This window comes from Mycobacterium sp. UNC410CL29Cvi84, from assembly GCF_000686745.1.
In the GTDB taxonomy this organism is placed as follows: domain Bacteria; phylum Actinomycetota; class Actinomycetes; order Mycobacteriales; family Mycobacteriaceae; genus Mycobacterium; species Mycobacterium mucogenicum_B.
Genome location: NZ_JMLM01000008.1, coordinates 244,400 through 265,198, shown reverse-complemented (window position 1 = coordinate 265,198; position 20,799 = coordinate 244,400). Strand labels below are relative to the sequence as shown.

Below are 20,799 nucleotides of genomic sequence, written 5' to 3'. Positions count from 1 at the left end.
AACGTGCGGTCGTCCGGCCCTCCCGATCGCGGCCCGTCGGCAAGGCGTGACGGCGGCGTCACAGCAACGCGCGAATGGCCGCCTCGAAGCTGCAGACGTGGGCCAGCGTCAGGGCGGAAGCCGTTGCCTCGTCGCCCGCGACGATGGCCTCCAGCAGCTCGATGTGCTCACGGACGTGGCCGGCGACGCCCGGCAGCCGGTCCAGGAACAAGCACCAGATCCGGGTGGCATGCGCGTCGAGACTGACGAGGATCTGTTCCAGGTGTGGGTTGCCCGAGGCCCGGTAGATCTCGCGGTGCACATGGACGTCGTGCCGCAGCACCTCGCGGGGATCGTCGGTGTCCTCGATCCCGGCGATCGCCCGCGCAAGCGCCGTCAGCCGCGCACGGGTCTCGGGCGTCGCGACGCGCGCGGCGCGCGCGGCCGCCGTCGGTTCGAGCAGCTTGCGAATCTCCGAGATGTCGGCCAGGTCCGTCATGTCGACGGCCGTGGCGAACGTGCCCCGCCGCGGGTAGGCGACGACGAGGCGGTCACGCTCGAGACGTTTGAGGGCCTCCCGCACGGGAGTGCGGCCGAAGCCGAGGTCAGCCGCGAGGTGGTCGTCGTTGATGGGCTCCCCCGGCCGGATGTCCAGCATCACCAGGCGTTCCCGCACGATGTCGTAGGCGCGGTCCGCGTTGGTCTCGGTGGTGGCCGGCCTGGTGTCGGGTTGAGTGCTGTCGAGATCGCCGAACGACAACTCTGTCAGGGTCATCGCCAATCCTCCAAAAGTGTCTGCGGCCCAGCTCTTGACGCGGCCACGAGCTGATCTTAATCTAACCGACAGCTGATATATTAGTCCAGCACACACTGCAATGTCAGAAAGGTGTACATGACCCTCGACACCGCACCGACAGCCACCAACCCCACGCTGAGCGCGAGCCTCGCCGAGCTGGATCCGGATGTGTACCGGGCCATCTCCGCCGAGTTGCACCGGCAACAGAGCACGCTGGAGATGATCGCCAGCGAGAACTTCGCGCCCGTCGCCGTGATGCAGGCGCAGGGCTCGGTGCTGACCAACAAGTACGCCGAGGGCTACCCGGGCCGCCGGTACTACGGCGGCTGCGAATTCGTCGACGTCACCGAACAACTCGCCATCGACCGCGTCAAGAGCCTCTTCGGCGCCGAATACGCCAACGTGCAACCACATTCGGGCGCGCAGGCCAACGCCGCGGCCATGTCGGCGCTGCTGTCCCCCGGCGACACCATCCTCGGTCTCGACCTGGCGCACGGCGGCCACCTCACGCACGGCATGAAGCTCAACTTCTCCGGCAAGCTGTACGACGTCGCCGCCTACCACGTCGGAGAAAGCGACCACCGGGTCGACATGGCCGAGGTCGAACGCATCGCCCTCGAGCGTCGGCCGAAGCTGATCCTGGCCGGCTGGTCCGCCTATCCCCGGCAGCTCGATTTCGCCGAATTCCGGCGCATCGCAGACGAAGTCGGCGCGTACCTGATGGTCGACATGGCTCACTTCGCGGGCCTGGTCGCGGCCGGACTGCACCCGTCGCCGGTGCCGCACGCGCACGTCGTCACCTCGACCACGCACAAGACGCTGGGCGGCCCCCGCGGCGGCATCATCCTCACCAACGACGCAGCCCTGGCCAAGAAGTTCAACTCGTCGGTGTTCCCCGGTCAGCAGGGCGGGCCGCTCGAGCACGTCATCGCCGCCAAGGCCGTGTCGTTCAAACTCGCGGCCGCGCCGGAATTCCGCGAGCGGCAGCAGCGCACCCTGGATGGCGCGGCGATCCTGGCCGAGCGCCTGCTGCAAGAGGATTCCCGAGCGGCGGGCATCAACGTGGTCTCCGGCGGCACCGACGTCCACCTGGTGCTGGTCGACCTGCGGGAGTCCGAACTGGACGGCAAACAGGCCGAGGACCGGCTGCACCGCGTTGGAATCACCGTGAACCGCAACGCCGTTCCGTTCGACCCGCGGCCGCCCATGGTCAGCTCGGGCGTGCGCATCGGAACCGCGGCGCTGGCGACCCGCGGCTTCGATCTGGACAGCTTCCGCGAAGTCGCCCACGTCATCAGCCATGCGCTGCGCCCCGACGCCGACGACGCGGGCCTGGCCGCGCTGCGCGCCCGAGTGGACGTGCTGGCCGACCGCTTCCCGCTGTACCCCGACCTCACGGAGGCCCCGCTGTGACCGCACCGACGACCCCACCGGGCGCGCACCTGCCCGACCACCCGGAATTCCTCTGGCGCACACCGGAACCCAAGAAGTCGTACGACGTCGTCATCGTCGGCGGCGGCGGGCACGGCCTGGCGACCGCGCACTACCTGGCCAAGAACCACGGCATCACGAATGTCGCGGTGCTGGAACGCGGTTGGCTGGCCGGCGGCAACATGGCCCGCAACACCACGCTGATCCGCTCCAACTACCTGTGGGACGAGAGCGCCCGGATCTACGAGCACGCCCTCAAACTGTGGGAGGGGCTGGAAGAGGACCTGGACTACCCGATCCTGTTCAGCCAGCGCGGTGTGCTCAACCTGGCGCACAGCCTGCAGGACGTCCGCGACAGTGTGCGGCGCGTCGAGGCCAACAAGCTCAACGGTATCGACGCCGAGTGGGTGGAACCCAAAGAGGTCAAGGACCTCTGCCCGATCGTCAACATTTCCAGTGACATTCGCTATCCGGTGCTGGGAGCCACCTATCAGCCCCGGGCCGGCATCGCCAAGCACGACTACGTCGCCTGGGGCTTCGCGCGCCGGGCCGACGAGGCCGGCATCGACATCATCCAGAACTGCGAGGTCACCGGATTCGTCACCGACGGCGACCGCGTCACCGGGGTGCGCACCACGCGCGGCGACATCGGGGCCGGGCAGGTGGCGCTGTGCGCGGCCGGGCACACGTCGACGCTGACCGACATGCTCGGCATCCGCACGCCGCTGCAGAGCCACCCGCTGCAGGCGCTGGTGTCCGAACTGCTCGAGCCGGTACATCCCACCATCGTTATGTCGAACGCCGTGCACGTGTACGTATCTCAGGCCCACAAGGGCGAACTCGTGATGGGCGCCGGCGTCGACTCGTACAACGGCTACGGCCAGCGCGGCGCGTTCCACATCATCGAACGCCAGATGGCCGCCGCGGTGGAGCTGTTCCCGGTCTTCGCCCGCGCGCACCTGCTGCGTACCTGGGCGGGCATCGTCGACGTCTGCCCCGACGCATCACCGATCGTCGGCCGCGTCGGCTACGACAACCTGTACCTCAACGCGGGTTGGGGCACAGGCGGTTTCAAGGTGACGCCCGGCATCGGCTGGTGCCTCGCCGACACCATCGCCACCGGCCGCGAACACGAGTACGTCGCCCCCTTCAGCCTCGACCGGTTCGTCACCGGAGCCCTCGTCGACGAACACGGCGCCGCCGGCGTGGCGCACTAGAACCCAGGAGCCCCAATGCAACTCATCGACTGCCCGTGGTGCGGGCCACGTGAGGAAACCGAGTTCCACTACGGCGGCCAGGCGCACGTCGCGTACCCCGAGGACCCGCATTCACTGACCGACGAACAGTGGGCGCACTACGTGTTCTTCCGCGCCAACCCCAAGGGGTTGTTCGCTGAACGCTGGACCCACAGTGCAGGCTGCCGCCGCTGGTTCAACGCCATCCGCGACACCGCCACCTACCGATTCGACCGTGTCTACCGACTCGACGAGCAGAGGCCGACAATCTCATGAGCACCGCACTGCGCACCGAAACCGGTGGCCGTATCGACCGGGATACGGTGCACACCTTCACTTTCAACGGCCAGGAGTACACCGGGCACGCCGGCGACACGCTGGCGTCGGCGCTGCTGGCGAACGGGGTGCACCACGTCACCTCCAGCATCAAGATGGGCCGGCCCCGCGGTTTCACCTCGGCGTGGGCCGAGGACACCGGCGGCCTCGTCCAGATCGAGTACCCCTTCCCCGAGCCCATGCTGCTGGCCACCACCGTCGAGCTGTACGACGGGCTCGTCGCACGTGGCCTCCCGGGACAGGGCCGGCTCGCGGACGTCGCCGACACCGCGCGCTACGACTCGACCCACGTGCACGCCGACGTCCTGGTGGCCGGGGCCGGCCCGGCCGGCCTCGCGGCCGCGCTGACGGCCGCCCGCGCCGGCGCCCGTGTCGTGCTGATCGACGAACAGAGCGAGGCCGGTGGCGCCCTGTTGGGCAGCACCGACACCATTGCCGGCCGCCCGGCACTGCAGTGGGTTGCCGACGCGGTCGCCGAACTCGCGACCTACCCCGACGTGCTGCACCTGCAGCGCACCACGGCATTCGGCCACTACGACGACGGTTTCGTCCTTGCGCTGCAACGGCGTACCGATCACCTCGGGGCCGCTGCTCCGGCAGCGGTGAGCCGGCAGCGGGTCTGGAGGATCCGGGCCCGGCACGTCATCGTCGCCGCCGGCGCGCACGAGCGGCCGGTGGTGTTCACCGACAACGATCGGCCCGGCATCATGCTGGCGGCCGGCGCCCGCACCTTCCTGCACCGCTACGGCGTCAAGGTCGGCGAGCGGGCCGTCGTGTTCACCACCAACGACAGCGCCTACCAGGCCGCGCTGGATCTGCACGACGCCGGCGTGGCGATCAGCGCGATCGTCGATGCCCGGGACGCGGTCGCCACAGATCTGCGCGCCGCCTGTGATTCCCGTGGCATCGAACTGCGCACCGGATCGGTCGTCAGTGGCAGCCGCGGTGACAACCGGGTCAGCGCCGCCATCGTCACCGGAGCGGACGGCACGTCCGACGAACTGGCATGCGACGTGCTGCTGATCAGCGGCGGCTGGAACCCCGCGGTCCACCTGTTCAGTCAGGTGCGCGGGCAGTTGCGCTACGACGCCGCCCTCGGCGCGTTCGTTCCGGGTGCCGAGCTCGACGAAGTGAGTGTCGCCGGCTCGGCCGCAGGCACGTTCAACCTGCCCGGTTGCCTGCGCGACGGTCGCGCCGCCGCCACTCGCGCCCTCGCCGGTCTCGGTTTCACCCCCGCGACCGAACCGCTTGCCGGAGAGTCGGATTCGATCCGGGCCACGGGCGCACCCGCCGTGCTGTGGCGGGTTCCCGATGCCGACGGTGCGACGCAGTTCGTCGATGTCCAGCGGGACGCGACGGTGGCGGACCTCGTTCGCGCGGTCGGCGCGGGCATGCGCTCGATGGAACACATCAAGCGCTACACCACCATCGGCACCGCGCACGATCAGGGCAAGACGTCCGGCGTCGTCGCGTCGGGCATCACCGCCGAACTGCTCGGTGTCCCCGTGGCGGATCTCGGCGTCACCACATTCCGGCCGCCGTACACGCCGGTCGCGTTCGCGGCCCTGGCCGGCCGCAGCCGTGGCCGGATGTTCGACCCGGAACGCGTTACCGCAGTGCATGATTGGCACGTCGCCCGCGGCGCGGTGTTCGAGGACGTCGGCCAGTGGAAGCGTCCGCGCTACTACCCGCTGCCCGGCGAAGACATGGAGACCGCGGTGTTGCGCGAATGCGCAGCTGCCCGAACGGGTGTCGGCATCCTCGACGGCTCGACGCTGGGCAAGATCGACGTCCAGGGGCCCGATGCCGGCGCCTTCCTCGACCTGCTCTACACGAACCTGATGAGCACGCTCAAGGTCGGCATGCTGCGGTACGGCGTGATGTGCGGCGTCGACGGCATGGTGATCGACGACGGCACCGTGATGCGGCTGGCCGACGATCGCTTCCAGGTCTTCACGACCACGGGCGGCGCCGCCCGCATCCTGGACTGGATGGAGGAATGGCTGCAGACGGAGTGGCCGCACCTGCGTGTGCGCCTCACCTCCGTCACCGAGCAGTGGCACACCTTCCCGGTGGTCGGCCCGCGCTCGCGGGACGTCATCGGCGCGGTGTTCCCGGGCGTCGACGTCAGCAATGAGGCTTTCCCGTTCATGGCCTGGCGCGACACCCAGCTCGACGGCGTGCACGTCCGGATCGGCCGGGTCAGCTTCTCGGGCGAGCTGGCGTACGAGGTCAACGTCATGGGCTGGTACGCAACGGCGGTGTGGGAGAGGCTGATCGAGGCCGGCGAACCCTTCGGCATCACGCCGTACGGCACCGAGACCATGCACGTGCTGCGCGCCGAGAAGGGCTACCCGATCATCGGGCAGGACACCGACGGCACCGTCACGCCACAGGACCTCGGGATGAACTGGGTGGTCTCGAAGAAGAAGCCCGACTTCGTCGGCAAGCGCTCGTTCACGCGCGCCGAGAACCTCAATCCGCTGCGCAAGCAGTTCGTCGGACTCCTGCCGGTCGATGCGCGGACCGTGCTGCCCGAAGGCGCCCAGATCATCGAGACCCCGGCCGACGGCACGTTGCCGCCACCACCGGTTCCCATGCTCGGCCATGTCACGTCGAGCTACCGCAGCGCCGAGCTGGGGCGCCCGTTCGCCCTGGCGTTGGTCAAGGGCGGACACGCCCGTATCGGAGACACCCTCACCGTTCCGGTGGACGGTGCCCTGGTGGCCGTCGAGGTCACCGGTTCCGTCCTCGTCGATCCCGAAGGAGCACGCCGCGATGGCTGAAACCCTCACTCGCCGTAGCCCGTTGCAGGGTTGGGCCGCCCAGTTCGCGGCGACCGCACCGGCAGCGCTCCTCACCGAGGAGCCGTTCACCACGATGGTCGATCTGTGGGTCGACCCGGCCGGAGCCGGCGGCGCCGAAGCTGCCGGTGTCCTCGGTCTCGCCGCGTTGCCGACCACACCGGGTGCCTGTGTCACCGGTCCCGATTCGACGGTGATCTGGTTCGGACCCGAGGAGTGGCTGGTGACCTCGACGCAGCGCGGCGGTGAGGCACTCGAGGCCGAGCTGCACGACGCGGTCGCCGCGGCCGGCGGTGCTGCCGTCGACGTGTCGGCACAGCGCACCATGGTGCGGCTGCGTGGGGCGCACGCCCGCGACGTGCTGGCCAAGGGCTGCTCGCTGGACCTGCACCCGCGGGTGTTCGGCCCGGGCGCTGCGGCTCAGACGATGCTGGCGTTGGCCGCCGTCGTGCTGATTCCGTTGGACGACAGGGGAACCGACTACCGGATCATCGTCCGCTCGTCGTTCGCCGGCTACCTCGCCGACTGGTTGATCGATGCGGTGGAGGAATTCGAGTAAGGCAGAGCGCCGAAAGTGGGCTTGTGATCGATCACAAGCCCACTTTCGGCGTATTCAGCGGCAGCAGTGCAAAGGATGCGCATTGATCCTGCGCTGCGGGCGACAAATGTCGAGTAACTACAGCCCTGGCCGCAGAGTCAACCAGGACCGCCCATTCACCCTGCAACCACGGCACACAAAGCCGAGTAACGAGCACCGCTGCCGCAGAGTCAATTCCGGTGTCCCTGACCCTGTAACCACGGCGCCGCATCGAAAGTTGGCTTGTGTTCGAAGATCTTGCGATTCTTCGAATACAAGCCAACTTTCGGCGCCAAACAGTCAGTGGCCGCGGGCGATCCACTCCGCCAGATGTGGGGCCTCGGCACCCACCGTGGTGTGGTCGCCGTGGCCGGTGTGCACCCGGGTCTCCTCCGGCAGTGTCAGGATCGAATCCCGGATGGAGTCGATGATCGTCGGGAAGTCGCTGTAGGACCGCCCGGTGGCACCGGGCCCGCCGTTGAACAGCGTATCCCCGGAAAACAGCGCACCGGCCTCCGGCAGGTACAGGCACACCGACCCCGGCGAGTGCCCGGGCGTGTGAATGACCTCGATCTCGGTACCCGCGACACCGATCCGCTGGCCGGCGTCCAGATTCCAGTACTTCTCATCGGGATGGCTTGCCTGCCAGAGCATGTCGTCGCCGGGGTGCAGCAGAATCGGCGCGTGCAGCTCGTACGCCAACTCCGGGGCGACGGTCACGTGGTCGTTGTGTCCGTGCGTGACGACGACCGCCACCACGTTGCGGCCGGCGACGGCGTCGACGATCTGGGGCGCGGTGTGGGCGGCGTCGACGATGACGACCTCGGAGTCATCGCCGATCACCCATACGTTGTTGTCGACGTCCCACGTCCCGCCGTCGAGGCTGAAGGTCCCGGAGGTGACGACACGGTCAATGCGGAGCTGCCCGCTCACAGCACCACCACCGAACGCAGCACGTTGCCGGCGTGCATGGTGTGGAAGGCATCCTCGACCTCGTCGAGCTTGATCCGCTCGGAGACGAAGCGCTCCAACGGGATTCGGCCCTGCTGGTAGAGATCGACCAGCATCGGGAAATCGCGCTCGGGCAGGCAGTCGCCGTACCACGACGACTTCAGTGCTCCGCCGCGGGAGAAGAAGTCGACCAGTGGCATCTCCAGCGTCATGTCGGGGGTGGGCACGCCGACGAGGACAACGGTGCCGGCGAGGTCACGGGCGTAGAACGCCTGCTTCCAGGTTTCCGGGCGACCGACAGCGTCGATCACGACGTCGGCGCCGAACCCACCGGTGAGCTCCTGCACCGCCTCGACGGTGTCCACTTCCGCGGCGTTGATGGTGTGGGTGGCGCCGAGTTCCTTCGCCCACTCCAGCTTTCGCGGGTCGCGGTCGACCGCGATGATCTTGCCCGCGCCGGCGAGGCGGGAGCCCATGATGGCGGCGTCGCCGACGCCACCGCAGCCGATCACGGCCACCGAGTCGCCACGGGAGACGTTGCCGGTGTTGACGGCCGCGCCGAGCCCGGCCATCACGCCGCAGCCCAGCAGGCCGACCACGGCGGGGTCAGCATCGGCGTCGACCTTGGTGCACTGCCCCGCGTGGACCAGCGTCTTGTCGGCGAACGCCCCGATGCCCAGCGCCGGGGTCAGCTCGGTGCCATCCTCGAGCGTCATCTTCTGGGTGGCGTTGAACGTGTCGAAGCAGTACTGCGGACGGCCGCGCTTGCAGGCCCGGCACTGGCCGCACACCGCACGCCAGTTGAGGATCACGAAGTCGCCGACCGCCACCGATTCGACACCCGGGCCGACCTCTTCGACGATGCCGGCGGCCTCGTGGCCGAGCAGGAACGGATACTCGTCGTTGATGCCGCCCTCGCGGTAGGTCAGGTCCGTGTGGCAGACGCCGCACGCCTGGATGTTCACCACCACCTCACCGGGGCCGGGGTCCGGGATCACGATGGTGGTGACCTCGACCGGGGCCCCCTTGGCGCGGGCGATGACACCTCGAACTTGTTGCGGCATAGAGATACTCCTTGTTTGTCAGGGACGTTTCAGGGGACGGTTTAGATCAGAGAACGAGGCAGAGCCGGAACGCGTCGTAGATCGCGGCGTGGATGTTGCGACTGGCGACGGCGTCACCGATCCGGAACAGCTGGTAGCCGCCGTCGGCGTTGCGCATGACGGTCTGCGGCTGCAGGTTGAGCAGCGCCTGCTGGTCGACCTCGCCCAGGTTGGTGGAACCGGGGACCAGGCCGAAGTACAACTCGTCGGACGGCAGCGTGCCGTGTTCGACGACGACGTGGTCGACCATGCGCTGCCGCGTGGCGTGCGCGTATTCGTTGTACAGGTCCACTTCGAGCCGGCCGTCCTTGCGGCGCACCCCGGTCAGGCGCTCGTTGAGCGTGACGCGCACGTCATGCTCGGCGAACACCTTGAAGTAGCCGGGGTAGTTCACGCCGCCGACGTCGGGCGCCAAAGTCCGCTCGGGGGTGACGAACTCGAGGTCGACGCCGGTGCGGGCCAGCACCTCGGCGGCATCCAGTCCGGGGTGACCGCCGTTGTCGTCGTACAGCATGACCTCGCCGCGCGGATGTACCGCGCCGCACAACACGTCCCACCCGTCGGTGACGAGATTGGCGCCCTCGGTGAGGAATTCGGTGTTCGGCACGCCGCCGGTGGCGACCACGACGATGTCGGGGTTCTCGGCCAGCACCTCGTCGACGTCGACGTAGCGATTGGTGCGGATGTCGACCCCGAGCAGCTTGCACTCGTCCAGCCGCCACTCGATGATGCTGATGAGATCGCGCCGGCGCGGTGACGACGACGCGATTCGCACCTGCCCACCAGGCAGATCGGAGGCCTCGAAGACCACGACGCGGTGACCGCGCTCGCCGAGCACGCGGGCGGCTTCCAACCCGGCCGGTCCGGCCCCGATGACCACCGCCGTCCGCGCGGGCCCGGACGCCTTGTCGACGCGGTGCGGCAGTCGGTCTTCGCGGCCGGTGGAGGGATTGTGCACGCACTTGGCGTCGCGGTTCTGGTAGATCTCGTCGAGGCAGTAGGTCGCGCCGACACAGGGGCGAATCCGATCCTCCTCGCCCGCTTGGATTTTCGCGACGATGTGCGGGTCGGCGATGTGCGCACGCGTCATGCCGACGAGGTCGAGCAGGCCGTCGCGGATCGCGTGCCGGGCGGTGGCGACATCGTTGATGCGGGAGGCATGCATGACCGGGATGCCGAGTTCCTTCTTGACCTGCCCGGCGAACGACAGGTGCGGGGCGACCGGGGTACCCATCGGCGGGATGACGCGCGAGAGCGCCTCGTCGCTGGCCATGTAGCCCTTGATCACGCTGATGAAGTCGATGCCCTCGGGCACCAGGCGCTTGGCAATCTCGATGCCGTCCTCGTACTGCAGGCCGCCGGGCAGGTCCTCGTCGAGTGACATCCGGATACCGACGGCGAAGTCCGGTCCGGCGGCCTCGCGCACCGCCCGGATCACCCTGAGCGGGAACCGAAGTCGATCCTCCATGCTGCCCATGCCGTACTCGTCGTCGCGGTGGTTGGTCAGCGGCGACCAGAACGCGTCGAGCAGATGGGTGTAGGCCTCGAGTTCGATGCCGTCCAGGCCGGCCGCGCGGCACCGCTCGGTGGCGTCGGCGTAGGCCTTGACGATGCGGTCCATGTCCCACTCCTCGGCCACCTTGGGGAAGGACCGGTGGGCGGGTTCGCGGATGGCGGACGGGTACACCACCGGCAGCCAGTCGCCGTCGTAGTTGCTGGTGCGCCGGCCCAGGTGGGTGATCTGGCACATGACCGCGGCGCCGTGTTCGTGGACGCCGTAGGCCAGCTCGCTGAGCCACGGCACGATCTCGTCCTTGTAGACGTGCAGGTTGCCGAAGGCAGAAGGGCTGTCGGGCGCGACGACCGCGGAGCCGCCCATCATGGTCAGCGAGATGCCACCCTTGGCCTTCTCCTCGTGATACAGCCGATAGCGGCGCTTGGGCATGCCATCTTCGGTATAGGACGGCTCGTGCGATGTGCTCACCACGCGATTGCGCAGGGTCATGTTCTTCAGCCGGAAGGGCTGCAGGAGCGGATCGATGAGCTGATGCGCCATGGGCGAGTCCGTTTCTTTCCGATGGTTCGGACGTGGTTCACACACCGTTTACGACCCCATAAGTACCGCTTGACCAGGTACAAATGCTGATCTACCGTATGTGGCGTAACTAATATATCACTCGTCTATCAGCCCGTCTACGGACATCGAAAGGGGAGCTTCCGGTGACCATCAGCGTGTTCGACCTCTTCTCCGTCGGCATCGGTCCGTCGAGCTCACACACCGTCGGGCCGATGCGGGCCGCCGCCCGATTCGTCGACGATCTGCACACCCTCGACGCCTTCGGCGGCGCCACCGGGGTCACGGACGTCCGGGTCGACCTCTACGGGTCACTGGCCGCCACCGGCGCCGGCCACGGCACGATGACGGCCATCCTGCTCGGCCTCGAAGGAAACCGCCCCGAAGAGATCCGGACCGATGTCATGGAACGGCGCGTCGAGGAGATGCGGGCCGGCGGCCACATCATGCTCGGCGGGCTACGCCCGATCGCGCTCACCGAGGCCGATATGGTCCTGCGCCCGTTGACGGTCCTGCCGTTCCACCCCAATGGCATGACGCTGACCGCACTCGATGCGCACGGGGCCGAGTTGCACCTGCAGACCTACTTCTCCATCGGCGGCGGGTTCGTCGTCACCGAGGCCGAAAGCCTGCAACCAGCCACCCCGACTGCCACGACCCGGGCACTGTCGTTCCACTCCGCCAAGGAGATGCTGGAACTCTGCCGCCAACGCGACTGCCGCATCAGCGATCTCATGCTCGCCGTCGAATGCGAGACCCGCACCGCCGACGAGGTCCGCGCCCGGCTGCTGCATATCCGCGACGTGATGGTCGAGTGCGAAGTGCGCGGCATTGCGCGCGACGGCTACCTCCCCGGGCCCATGCGCGTGCGCCGCCGCGCCCGGGACTGGTTCGAGCGCCTCAATGCCGAGGACTGGAACAAGCAGCCCGAATTCGCCGAGGACTGGGTCAATCTCGTCGCGCTGGCCGTCAACGAGGAGAACGCGTCCGGCGGCCGGGTCGTCACCGCCCCCACCAACGGCGCCGCCGGCATCGTGCCCGCGGTGATGCACTACGCCGTGCACTACACCCGGGCCGGCCGCCGCGATCCCGACGGCACCGCGGTGCGGTTCCTGCTGACCGCGGGCGCCATCGGTTCCCTCTACAAGGAGCGCGCGTCCATCTCCGGCGCCGAGGTCGGCTGCCAGGGCGAGGTCGGGTCGGCGGCATCGATGGCGGCCGGCGCACTGGCCGAAATCCTCGGCGGCACACCGGAACAGGTCGAGAACGCCGCCGAGATCGCGATGGAGCACAGCCTCGGACTCACCTGTGATCCCATCCAGGGGCTCGTCCAGGTTCCGTGCATCGAGCGCAACGCGATCTCGGCAGGCAAGGCCATCAACGCGGCCCGCATGGCACTGCGCGGCGACGGCGCTCATTACGTCTCGCTGGATCAGGTCATCGAGACCATGCGGACCACCGGCGCGGACATGCACTCCAAATACAAGGAGACCTCCATGGGCGGCCTCGCGGTCAACGTGCCGGTGAACTACGTCGAATGCTGAATGCTGTTGCAGGAGAGGGAGACAACGATGCACCTTGATTGGTACGACCGCGGCATCCTCACCTTTGTGCTGGGCTGCGCGACGGGTGCGGAACCGTCCAACGACGCGTCCCTGGCGCAGTTCGGGATCACCACACCCCGGGTGATGCGCCGGTTCGACGCCGTCCTCGATGCCGTCCGCTCACACCAGTTCCCGCTCGATGACGCCGATCTGACGCTCGTACATCAGGCCGTCGACTATCGCGACCACATGCCGCGCACCGGGTAAACCCGCACGGCCGCAACCTCTTAGGGCTGCTCGCTGACGGATTCGGCGACGCGGAACGCGACCATGCGCGCGGTGTCCTCGTCGGCGGCCTCCACCATGACCCGGACCACCTGTTCGGTTCCGGAGGGACGCAACAGGATTCGGCCGGTGTCACCGAGTTCGGCCTCGGCTTCGGCGACCGCGGTCTGCACCGCCGGCGCCTGGGCCACCGTGGCCTTGTCGGCCACCTCGACGTTGATCAGCACCTGCGGCAACGTCTTCATGGGCGCACACAGCTGCGCCAGGTTCGACCCGGTCTGCGCCATGCGCGACATGAGCCGCAGTCCGGTGACGATGCCGTCGCCCGTGGTGCCCAGCTCGGGCATCACGATGTGGCCGGACTGCTCGCCGCCGAGCGAGAACCGTCCCGCGCGCAGCTCTTCGAGCACGTACCGGTCCCCCACGCCCGTCGTGCGCACCTCGATGCCGGCCTCGCGCATCGCCAGGTGCAGGCCGAGGTTGCTCATCACGGTCGCCACCAAGGTGTTCGAGACCAGCTCGCCGGCGTCGCGCATGGCCAGCGCCAGCACCACCATGATCGCGTCACCGTCGACGAGGGCGCCCGACGCGTCGACGGCCAGACAGCGGTCGGCGTCGCCGTCGTGGGCCAGGCCCAGGTCGGCACCGTGGTCGATGACGGCCTGCTGCAGCTGCGCCATGTGGGTGGAGCCGCAGCCGTCGTTGATGTTGAGGCCCGTCGGCTCGGCGTTGATCGCTATAACTGTGGCTCCGGCCGCTCGATATGCCTGCGGGGCGGCCGCCGAGGCGGCGCCGTTCGCGCAGTCGACGACGACCGTCAGCCCGGCCAGCGGCGCGACCGCAGCCTTGGCGGCGTGGGTGAGGTAGCGGTCCAGTGCATCGGCGGCGTCGAGCACGCGGCCGATGCCGGCGCCCGTCGGCCGGGTACCCGGACCGGCGGCGACCAGTTCGGCGATGCGGTCCTCGGTGTCGTCGTCGAGCTTGTGCCCGCCGGTACCGAAAATCTTGATGCCGTTGTCCGGCATGGGGTTGTGCGAGGCGGAGATCATCACGCCGAGCTGCGCGTCGTACGAGGCGGTCAGATAGGCCACCGCGGGGGTCGGCAGCACGCCGACCCGCAGCACGTCGACGCCCTCGCTCGTGATGCCGGCGATGACCGCGGCCTCCAGCATCTCGCCACTGGCCCGGGGATCTCGTCCGACGACCGCGACGCAACGGCCGGCGCCGGAGGTCGAGCAGAGCCGGCGGGCGGCAGCTGAACCCAGCGCCAACGCCAACTCCGCGGTCAGATCACGGTTTGCGACGCCACGGACGCCATCGGTGCCGAACAGCCGACTCATGAACCTTCTTTCGTCCTTCAGATGACCCCATGAAACGCCGAAGGCGGGCGTGTCCAGACTGCGACACGCCCGCCCACGAGCAGAAACGATCAGCGCTTGCTGTACTGAGGCGCCTTGCGGGCCTTCTTGAGGCCGTACTTCTTGCGCTCGATGGCACGCGGGTCACGGGTCAGGAACCCGGCCTTCTTGAGTGCCGGACGATCCTCGGGCTGAACCAGGATCAGCGCACGGGCGATGGCCAGACGCAGCGCGCCGGCCTGGCCCGAGGGGCCGCCACCGTCGAGGTGGGCGTAGATGTCCACCGTGTCGACGCGGTCGACGGTCACCAGCGGGGCCTTGATCAGCTGCTGGTGCACCTTGTTCGGGAAGTAGTCCTCCAGGCTGCGGCCGTCCAGGTTGAACTTGCCGGTGCCGGGCACCAGGCGAACGCGGACGACGGCTTCCTTGCGGCGGCCAACGGTCTGGATCGGACGGTCGATGTACACGGGCTCGCGCGGTGCCGCTTCTTCGGTCACCTCGAACTCGGTCACTTCAGTCACGTCGACTTCAGTCACTGGGCCACCTGCTTGATCTCGTAAGGAATCGGCTGCTGCGCGGCGTGCGGATGATCCGGGCCGGCGTACACCTTGAGCTTCTTCTGCACCTGGCGCGACAGCTTGTTGTGCGGGAGCATGCCGACGATCGCGTTCTCAACGGTGCGGGTCGGGTGCTTCACCAGCTGTTCGCCGATGGAGCGCTTGCTCAGACCGCCCGGGAAACCCGAGTGACGGTAAGCAAACTTGTCGGTGAGCTTCTTGCCCGACAGGGCAATCTTCTCGGCGTTGATGATGATGACGAAGTCACCCTCATCGGAGTTGGGCGTGAACGTCGGCTTGTGCTTGCCGCGGAGCAGCTTGGCTGCTTCCACGGCGAGCCGGCCGAGTACCACGTCTTGGGCGTCGATGACGTACCACTGACGCGTGGTGTCACCCGCCTTCGGCGTGAACGTAGGCACAGCTATACCTCTTCTTCTCGGGTTGAGTCCCGGTGCTATCCGGGTGCCGGTCAAGTACGCGAGCTGCGAATTCCCGGCGACCGACGGTGACCCGGGAAGCATTGGCCTGACGGCCTGCAGCGCACCAACGTGGGAGCTTACCCGGGTGCGTCACCGCAGGTCAAAACGCGGGTGAGCGCCTCGAACGTGAAGAAGATGGCGAAGAAATCGAGATTCCTCGCCATCTTCGTCACGATCGGCGACCTCAGGTCAGTACACCCGGTCCTGCTGGTCGGGCACGACGCTGCCGTCCGCCCGGTGCAACGGCGCCTTGGCGCCCGTCGGCTCGATGTGGCCCTTGGTGGCGCAGGCGTAGGGTTCGGCCTGCTTCTTGGGATCGATGAACATCGGGTTCACCAGCCAGTTGCCGCCCGCGTTGTCATAGGCCGTGCACATCAGCTCGGTCTTGTTGCGGTTGAGCACCAGCCGCAGCGCCGTGGCGTCGGTGAGGAACGTGACGTCGGTGTCGGAGTCACCGGCGGCGAAGGCCGCACGCTTGGGCTCAGGTTGTTGGGTGAAAGCGGCGGGGCCGGTCACGCCGAACACCTCTTCGTTGACTCGGCAGCGTTTGCCCTCGATGTAGGTGATGGCGGACTCGCCGCCGCACGGCACGAGGCGCGACGTCAGCACATCGCCGTCGCGTTCGGTCCGCACGCCCATGACGTGGTCGGCCGGGATGTTGAGTTCTTCCGCCCACACCCGGGCCACCGGTTCGGCCGAGGCCGAGATGATCCGCACGTCGAAACCGTTGGCGTGCAAGGTTTCCACCAGGTCGCGCATCTGCGGGTAGTAGCGCACCCAGCCGGTCTGCATGCCGCTGCCTACCTTCTGCTCGGTGCCCGCCGGGGCATCGAGGTTCTCCTTGCGGGCCGTCTTCGCGAACTCGATCACCTCGGCTTCGCGCCAGCCGGCCTGCATCTGCGCGGCCCAGGCGTACGCCGGTTCCATGCGGCGCGCGTGGAACCCGGCGAAGGCGGGCTCCCCGGCCTTGGTCTTGGCATCGGTGTAGACCGACACGAGCTCGTCGGCGCACGCGGTGTCGGTGTCTGTCGGCATCGGCTGCCCCGGCTTGGCCGCGGCGCAGGCGCGGGCCAGTGCCGCGACGGCCGGCGGCGTCAGGAACATGCTGGTGGACGCCCAGTTGCCGTCGGCCGGTGCGCGGAGCTTGCCGTTGCGCACCATCCAGAAGAAGGTGGCGTCGCCGATGTCGTTCTTGACGATGGTGTTGTCCCAGTCGAACAGCGCCAGTGGCGCCCCCGCGGTCACCGAACCAGCGGCGCCGCACGTGCCCAGCTTGGTGAGCATGGCGTCGATCCGGTCGCGGTTGTCGCCGTACCAGGCCGAGTTCTGCGCCAGCGTCCGGCACGACGCCGTGCTGGTCGATGACGGTGCCGCCGGGGTGCTGTCGTGGCTGCTACAGCCGGACATGGCGAGGAGGCCGGCCAGCGCAGCGGCGGAGGCCAGTCGGGTCATGCGGGTCACGGTTCTCCTGGTGTCAGGTGAGTTCGGCAGCGCCCGGCGCTTCGAGCGAGGTGTCGCGGGAGGTGTCCTTGAGGTCGACGCCCGAGCGGCCCAGGGCGCGGGCACCGGACACCAGCCCCGCCGCGACGCGCGCGGCCTCGGCATAGCCGAGTCCCTCGGGCGGGTGGATGTTCGAGATGCAGTTGCGGTCGGCGTCGGTGCGGCCCGGCATCGGCAGATGCGTCAGGTAGATGCCCAGGCTGTCGGCCACGGACAGGCCGGGCCGCTCCCCGATGATCACCAGCAGGGTCCGCACCTTCTGCGCCGCGCCGACGTGGTCGCCGAGGGCCACGCGGGCCTGCGTGGCGATCACCGGCGGCGCCAGCGTGTACTGGTCGCCCAGCCGCGCCACGAGCTCGGCGAGCAGCGCCGGACCGTGCTTGGCCAGCGCGTAGGGCGAGAGCCCGTCGGCCAGCACGAAGCCGATGTCTGCCGGGGTCTCCGGGACGTCCATGGGCGTGGCCGGCAGCCGGCCCAGATCGGGGCGGCGCAGGTACTCGCTGCGGGACTCGGCCTGGCTGCGTACCACCGCCGGTTCGCCGATGCCGATCTCCCGGACGCGGGCCGCGAGGGACTCGACGTCGAGGGGCTCGTGGACGGCGTCGCGGGCGGCGGCGTGCGCCGCGGCCAGCTCGAGGACCTCCCGGGTGGGCAGCGCATTGCCGGCGCGGCCCAGTCCGATGCGGGCCTGAGTGGTCTTGCGGAGCTCGTCCCAGAACTCCTGGATTGCGAGATCTTCGGTCATCGTCATCCCGCCGCGGTGAGCGCCCGCAGCGCCGAGCGCTGCAGATCGAACTTGGTCAGCTTGCCGGAATCGTCGGTCATACCGACCTTCTTGAGCCAGGCGTCGAACTCCGGAGCCGGCTTCAAACCGAGTGTCCGGCGGACCGCCACCACGTCGTGGAACGACAGGCTCTGGTAGCCGAGCATGACGTCGTCGGCGCCGGGCACCGTGATGACGAAGGCACAACCCGCCGCGGCCAGCAGCGTGAGCAGGGTGTCCATGTCGTTCTGGTCGGCTTCGGCGTGGTTGGTGTAGCAGACGTCGACGCCCATCGGCAGCCCGAGCAGCTTGCCGCAGAAGTGGTCCTCGAGCCCGGCCCGGATGATCTGCCGACCGTCGTAGAGGTACTCCGGCCCGATGAAGCCGACGACGGTGTTGACCAGCAGCGGGTCCAGCGCACGGGCGACGCCGTAGGCGCGGGTCTCCAGCGTCTGCTGATCGACGGGCCGCCCTCCGGTGCCGAGGTGCGCGCCCGAACTGAGCGCCGAGCCCTGCCCGGTCTCCAGGTACATGACGTTGTTGCCGACGGTCCCGCGGTTCAGGGAGCGGCCGGCCTCGTTGCCTTCGCGCAGCAGCGCCATGTCGACACCGAAGGCCTTGTTGGCGCCCTCGGTACCCGCCACGGACTGGAACACCAGGTCCACCGGAGCGCCGGCCTCGATGAGACCGATCGTGGTGGTGATGTGCGACAGCACGCAGGACTGCGCCGGGATGTCGTAGCGGCTGCGGATGTTGTCGAGCAGGTGCAGCAGGTCGGCGGTGGCCTGCGGCGAGTCGGTGGCCGGGTTGATGCCGATGACCGCGTCGCCGCATCCCATCAGCAGTCCGTCGAGCACGGCGGCGGCGATGCCGCGCGGATCGTCGGTCGGGTGGTTGGGCTGCAGCCGGGTGGCCAGGGTGCCCGGCAACCCGATGGTGCTGCGGAAGGCCGCGTGCACCTGGGTGGCCGCGGTGACGGCGATCAGGTCCTGGTTCCGCATGATCTTCGAGACCGCGGCCGCCATCTCCGGCGTGATGCCGGGGGCGACGGCAGCGATCTTCGCGGCGGCGTCGTCGCCGGCCACCGCGTCCAGCAGCCAGTCCCGGAAACCTCCCACCGTCAGGTGGGAGACTTCCGAAAACGCTTGCTGGTCATGGGAATCCATGATGAGCCGGGTGACCTCGTCGGTCTCGTACGGCACCACCGCTTCATTGAGGAAGGTGTCCAGCGGAAGGTCGGCCAGTGCCCACGCCGCGGCGGCCCGCTCGGCGTCGTTGTGGGCCGCGCACCCGGCGAGTTCATCACCGGAGCGCAGCGGCGTGGCCTTGGCCATCAAATCCACAAGCCCGTCGAAGGTGTGGTTCACCCCCGAAATCCGCTGGTGGTACTTCATTTCAGCTCGTCCTCGGCTTCTGCGAGCATCGCGAACTCTTCATCAGGAGAGTTTGCCACCAAATGGTGCCGGCTGTAGACCGCGAAGTAGAGCATGAAGGCGCAGAACACCAGCAGGCACAAGCCAACGGCCTTAGGGTCGACCAGGAAGGTGGCGATGACCGCGACGACCGCGATGACGAGCGCGAAGCCGGTGGTGGCGATGCCGCCCGGGGTGCGGTACGGCCGCGGCATGTTCGGCTCGCGGCGGCGCAGCACGATGTGGCTGACCATCATCAGGACGTAACTCACGGCCGCACCGAAGACCGCCATGTTCAGCAGCAGGTCGCCCTTGCCGGTCAGCGACAGCAGGAAGCCGATGACGCCGGGGACGATGAGCGCCAGTGTCGGCGCCTTGCGGGAGTTGGTCACCGACAGCTGGGTCGGCAGGTAGCCCGCCCGGGACAGGGCGAAGAGCTGACGCGAGTAGGCGTAGATGATCGAGAAGAAGCTCGCGATCAGTCCGGCCAGGCCGATGTAGTTGACCAGCTTGGCGCCGACGCCCGAACCGAGCGCCTCGACGAGCGGGTTGCCCGAGGCCGACATCTGTTGCGCGCCACCGACACCCGTGGTGAGCACCAGCACGACGGCGCAGGTGACCAGCAGGACCGTCATCGCCGCGATGATGCCGCGCGGCACGTTCTTCTCCGGGTTCGCGGTTTCCTCGGCGGCCAGCGGCACGCCTTCGATCGCCAGGAAGAACCAGATGGCGAACGGGATGGCGGCCCAGATGCCGAGGTAGCCGTGCGGCAGGATCGCCGAGGCCCCGGCCGCGTTGACGTCGACCGCAATGGTGGTCAGGTTGGAGACGTCGAACTGCCCGATGGCACAGACCGCGAAGATCACCAGGCCCAGCAGCGCGATGGCGGTGATCACGAACATCACCTTGAGCGCCTCACCGACACCGGACAGGTGGATGCCGATGAAGAACGCGTAGGCCGCCAGATACACCCACCAGCCGTTGTGAATCCCGAAGAGCCCCAACGATTCCACGTAGGCGCCGATGAACGTCGCGATGGCGGCGGGGGCGATCGAGTACTCGATGAGGATCGCGGTGCCGGTGGCGAAACCGCCCCACGGGCCCAGGGCACGACGGGCGAAGGTGTAACCGCCGCCGGCGGCCGGCAGCGCCGAGGACAGCTCGGCCATGCCCAGCACCAGGGCCAGGTACATGCCGGCGATGATCACGGCGGCGATGGCGAGGCCACCGAAACCGCCGTGTGCCAGACCGAAATTCCAGCCGGAGTAGTCCCCGGACACCACGTAGCTGACGCCGAGTCCGGCGAGCAGCAGCCAGCCGGCCGTGCCCTTCTTCAGCTGACGTTTCGCGAGGTATTCGTTGCTCTCGACGTGCTCTTCGACACCGCGAGCGGAGTGCTCACTGGGTGGGTTGGTGATGGACACTGCGAACTCCTGAAAGAGGGATGGCGGATGCCGAATTGGCCTGCCCCCAGGAGTCTTCTGGTGCCGGCCTTGATCATTGTGTCGCCGAACGCTTTTGGAAAGCGTCGACCGAGAAAGGAAGCGAGCGCCCGCGCATTCGGGGGGTACGCGGGCGCTCGCGGTTCGTGGGAGCTACGCGCTTCGCTTCCTTG

The 20,799-nt window shown here is 68.4% G+C and carries 18 protein-coding genes; 7 read left to right on the top strand and 11 right to left on the bottom strand.

Going from position 1 to position 20,799, the window contains the following annotated elements; translation table 11 throughout:
- Positions 1–58 precede the first annotated feature (58 nt).
- Complete coding sequence (locus BR47_RS0113395) at positions 59–754, bottom strand: GntR family transcriptional regulator (RefSeq protein ID WP_029119820.1); 696 nt, start codon at positions 752–754, stop codon at positions 59–61.
- A 117-nt stretch (positions 755–871) separates the two neighbouring features.
- Between BR47_RS0113395 and glyA the strand changes: the two genes are divergently transcribed.
- The 5 genes from glyA to BR47_RS0113370 are packed head-to-tail and all read left to right on the top strand — an operon-like array spanning position 872 to position 7,140.
- Positions 872–2,188: a serine hydroxymethyltransferase gene (gene glyA, locus BR47_RS0113390; protein ID WP_029119819.1), complete on the top strand. Its 1,317-nt coding sequence runs from the start codon at positions 872–874 to the stop codon at positions 2,186–2,188.
- Positions 2,185–3,423, top strand: a complete 1,239-nt coding sequence (locus tag BR47_RS0113385; protein ID WP_020101505.1) for a sarcosine oxidase subunit beta family protein — start codon at positions 2,185–2,187, stop codon at positions 3,421–3,423. Before glyA ends, BR47_RS0113385 begins: the two co-directional genes overlap by 4 nt.
- Before the next feature lie 15 nt (positions 3,424–3,438).
- Entirely contained in the window at positions 3,439–3,717 is a 279-nt protein-coding gene (locus tag BR47_RS0113380) for a sarcosine oxidase subunit delta (protein WP_029119818.1), read from the top strand.
- Positions 3,714–6,563 (top strand): 2Fe-2S iron-sulfur cluster-binding protein, encoded by a 2,850-nt coding sequence (locus BR47_RS0113375; protein ID WP_029119817.1) that lies wholly within the window; start codon positions 3,714–3,716, stop codon positions 6,561–6,563. Before BR47_RS0113380 ends, BR47_RS0113375 begins: the two co-directional genes overlap by 4 nt.
- On the top strand, positions 6,556–7,140 hold the full coding sequence (locus tag BR47_RS0113370) for a sarcosine oxidase subunit gamma (protein ID WP_029119816.1): 585 nt from the start codon (positions 6,556–6,558) through the stop codon (positions 7,138–7,140). The genes BR47_RS0113375 and BR47_RS0113370 overlap by 8 nt, the downstream gene beginning before the upstream one ends.
- A 318-nt stretch (positions 7,141–7,458) precedes the next feature.
- On the opposite strand, the gene BR47_RS0113365 is transcribed toward BR47_RS0113370, so the two are convergent.
- The 3 genes from BR47_RS0113365 to BR47_RS0113355 are packed head-to-tail and all read right to left on the bottom strand — an operon-like array spanning position 7,459 to position 11,268.
- On the bottom strand, positions 7,459–8,091 hold the full coding sequence (locus BR47_RS0113365) for an MBL fold metallo-hydrolase (protein WP_029119815.1): 633 nt from the start codon (positions 8,089–8,091) through the stop codon (positions 7,459–7,461).
- A complete protein-coding gene (locus BR47_RS0113360) occupies positions 8,088–9,173 on the bottom strand; it encodes an S-(hydroxymethyl)mycothiol dehydrogenase (RefSeq protein ID WP_029119814.1) in 1,086 nt (361 codons plus the stop codon). Before BR47_RS0113360 ends, BR47_RS0113365 begins: the two co-directional genes overlap by 4 nt.
- A 46-nt stretch (positions 9,174–9,219) precedes the next feature.
- On the bottom strand, positions 9,220–11,268 hold the full coding sequence (locus BR47_RS0113355) for an NADH:flavin oxidoreductase (protein WP_029119813.1): 2,049 nt from the start codon (positions 11,266–11,268) through the stop codon (positions 9,220–9,222).
- Between the two features lie 164 nt (positions 11,269–11,432).
- Between BR47_RS0113355 and BR47_RS0113350 the strand changes: the two genes are divergently transcribed.
- The gene (locus BR47_RS0113350) at positions 11,433–12,830 is read left to right on the top strand and encodes an L-serine ammonia-lyase (protein WP_029119812.1); all 1,398 of its coding nucleotides are present in this window, start codon (positions 11,433–11,435) and stop codon (positions 12,828–12,830) included.
- A 27-nt stretch (positions 12,831–12,857) separates the two neighbouring features.
- Positions 12,858–13,097 carry a hypothetical protein gene (locus BR47_RS0113345; RefSeq protein WP_051634781.1) on the top strand — a complete coding sequence of 80 codons (240 nt, stop codon included), beginning with the start codon at positions 12,858–12,860 and terminating at the stop codon, positions 13,095–13,097.
- A gap of 20 nt (positions 13,098–13,117) precedes the next feature.
- On the opposite strand, the gene glmM is transcribed toward BR47_RS0113345, so the two are convergent.
- The 7 genes from glmM to eat all read right to left on the bottom strand — a co-directional run bounded on the left by glmM (position 13,118) and on the right by eat (position 20,608).
- Complete coding sequence (gene glmM, locus BR47_RS0113340) at positions 13,118–14,455, bottom strand: phosphoglucosamine mutase (RefSeq protein ID WP_020101496.1); 1,338 nt, start codon at positions 14,453–14,455, stop codon at positions 13,118–13,120.
- 89 nt (positions 14,456–14,544) lie between these two features.
- Positions 14,545–14,985 carry a 30S ribosomal protein S9 gene (gene rpsI, locus BR47_RS0113335; RefSeq protein WP_502685705.1) on the bottom strand — a complete coding sequence of 147 codons (441 nt, stop codon included), beginning with the start codon at positions 14,983–14,985 and terminating at the stop codon, positions 14,545–14,547.
- A 20-nt stretch (positions 14,986–15,005) separates the two neighbouring features.
- Positions 15,006–15,449, bottom strand: coding sequence for a 50S ribosomal protein L13 (rplM, locus tag BR47_RS0113330; protein ID WP_020101494.1), 444 nt, complete (start codon positions 15,447–15,449; stop codon positions 15,006–15,008).
- A gap of 249 nt (positions 15,450–15,698) precedes the next feature.
- Positions 15,699–16,961, bottom strand: a complete 1,263-nt coding sequence (locus BR47_RS0113320) for an HAD family hydrolase (RefSeq protein ID WP_036427233.1) — start codon at positions 16,959–16,961, stop codon at positions 15,699–15,701.
- A gap of 22 nt (positions 16,962–16,983) precedes the next feature.
- The gene (eutC, locus tag BR47_RS0113315; protein WP_020101491.1) at positions 16,984–17,760 is read right to left on the bottom strand and encodes an ethanolamine ammonia-lyase subunit EutC; all 777 of its coding nucleotides are present in this window, start codon (positions 17,758–17,760) and stop codon (positions 16,984–16,986) included.
- Positions 17,757–19,166, bottom strand: a complete 1,410-nt coding sequence (locus BR47_RS0113310; RefSeq protein ID WP_029119809.1) for an ethanolamine ammonia-lyase subunit EutB — start codon at positions 19,164–19,166, stop codon at positions 17,757–17,759. Before BR47_RS0113310 ends, eutC begins: the two co-directional genes overlap by 4 nt.
- Positions 19,163–20,608 (bottom strand): ethanolamine permease, encoded by a 1,446-nt coding sequence (eat, locus tag BR47_RS0113305; RefSeq protein ID WP_020101489.1) that lies wholly within the window; start codon positions 20,606–20,608, stop codon positions 19,163–19,165. Before eat ends, BR47_RS0113310 begins: the two co-directional genes overlap by 4 nt.
- Positions 20,609–20,799 lie beyond the last annotated feature (191 nt).

Excerpts from the sequence above, each read along its gene's own strand:
- BR47_RS0113345 (WP_051634781.1), top strand. The coding sequence starts at position 12,858 with ATGCACCTTGATTGGTACGACCGCGGCATCCTCACCTTTGTGCTGGGC.
- eutC (WP_020101491.1), bottom strand. The coding sequence starts at position 17,760 with ATGACGATGACCGAAGATCTCGCAATCCAGGAGTTCTGGGACGAGCTC.
- BR47_RS0113375 (WP_029119817.1), top strand. The coding sequence starts at position 3,714 with ATGAGCACCGCACTGCGCACCGAAACCGGTGGCCGTATCGACCGGGAT.
- BR47_RS0113310 (WP_029119809.1), bottom strand. The coding sequence starts at position 19,166 with ATGAAGTACCACCAGCGGATTTCGGGGGTGAACCACACCTTCGACGGG.
- BR47_RS0113380 (WP_029119818.1), top strand. The coding sequence starts at position 3,439 with ATGCAACTCATCGACTGCCCGTGGTGCGGGCCACGTGAGGAAACCGAG.
- BR47_RS0113395 (WP_029119820.1), bottom strand. The coding sequence starts at position 754 with ATGACCCTGACAGAGTTGTCGTTCGGCGATCTCGACAGCACTCAACCC.
- glmM (WP_020101496.1), bottom strand. The coding sequence starts at position 14,455 with ATGAGTCGGCTGTTCGGCACCGATGGCGTCCGTGGCGTCGCAAACCGT.
- BR47_RS0113370 (WP_029119816.1), top strand. The coding sequence starts at position 6,556 with ATGGCTGAAACCCTCACTCGCCGTAGCCCGTTGCAGGGTTGGGCCGCC.
- glyA (WP_029119819.1), top strand. The coding sequence starts at position 872 with ATGACCCTCGACACCGCACCGACAGCCACCAACCCCACGCTGAGCGCG.
- BR47_RS0113360 (WP_029119814.1), bottom strand. The coding sequence starts at position 9,173 with ATGCCGCAACAAGTTCGAGGTGTCATCGCCCGCGCCAAGGGGGCCCCG.
- BR47_RS0113320 (WP_036427233.1), bottom strand. The coding sequence starts at position 16,961 with ATGACCCGACTGGCCTCCGCCGCTGCGCTGGCCGGCCTCCTCGCCATG.
- BR47_RS0113355 (WP_029119813.1), bottom strand. The coding sequence starts at position 11,268 with ATGGCGCATCAGCTCATCGATCCGCTCCTGCAGCCCTTCCGGCTGAAG.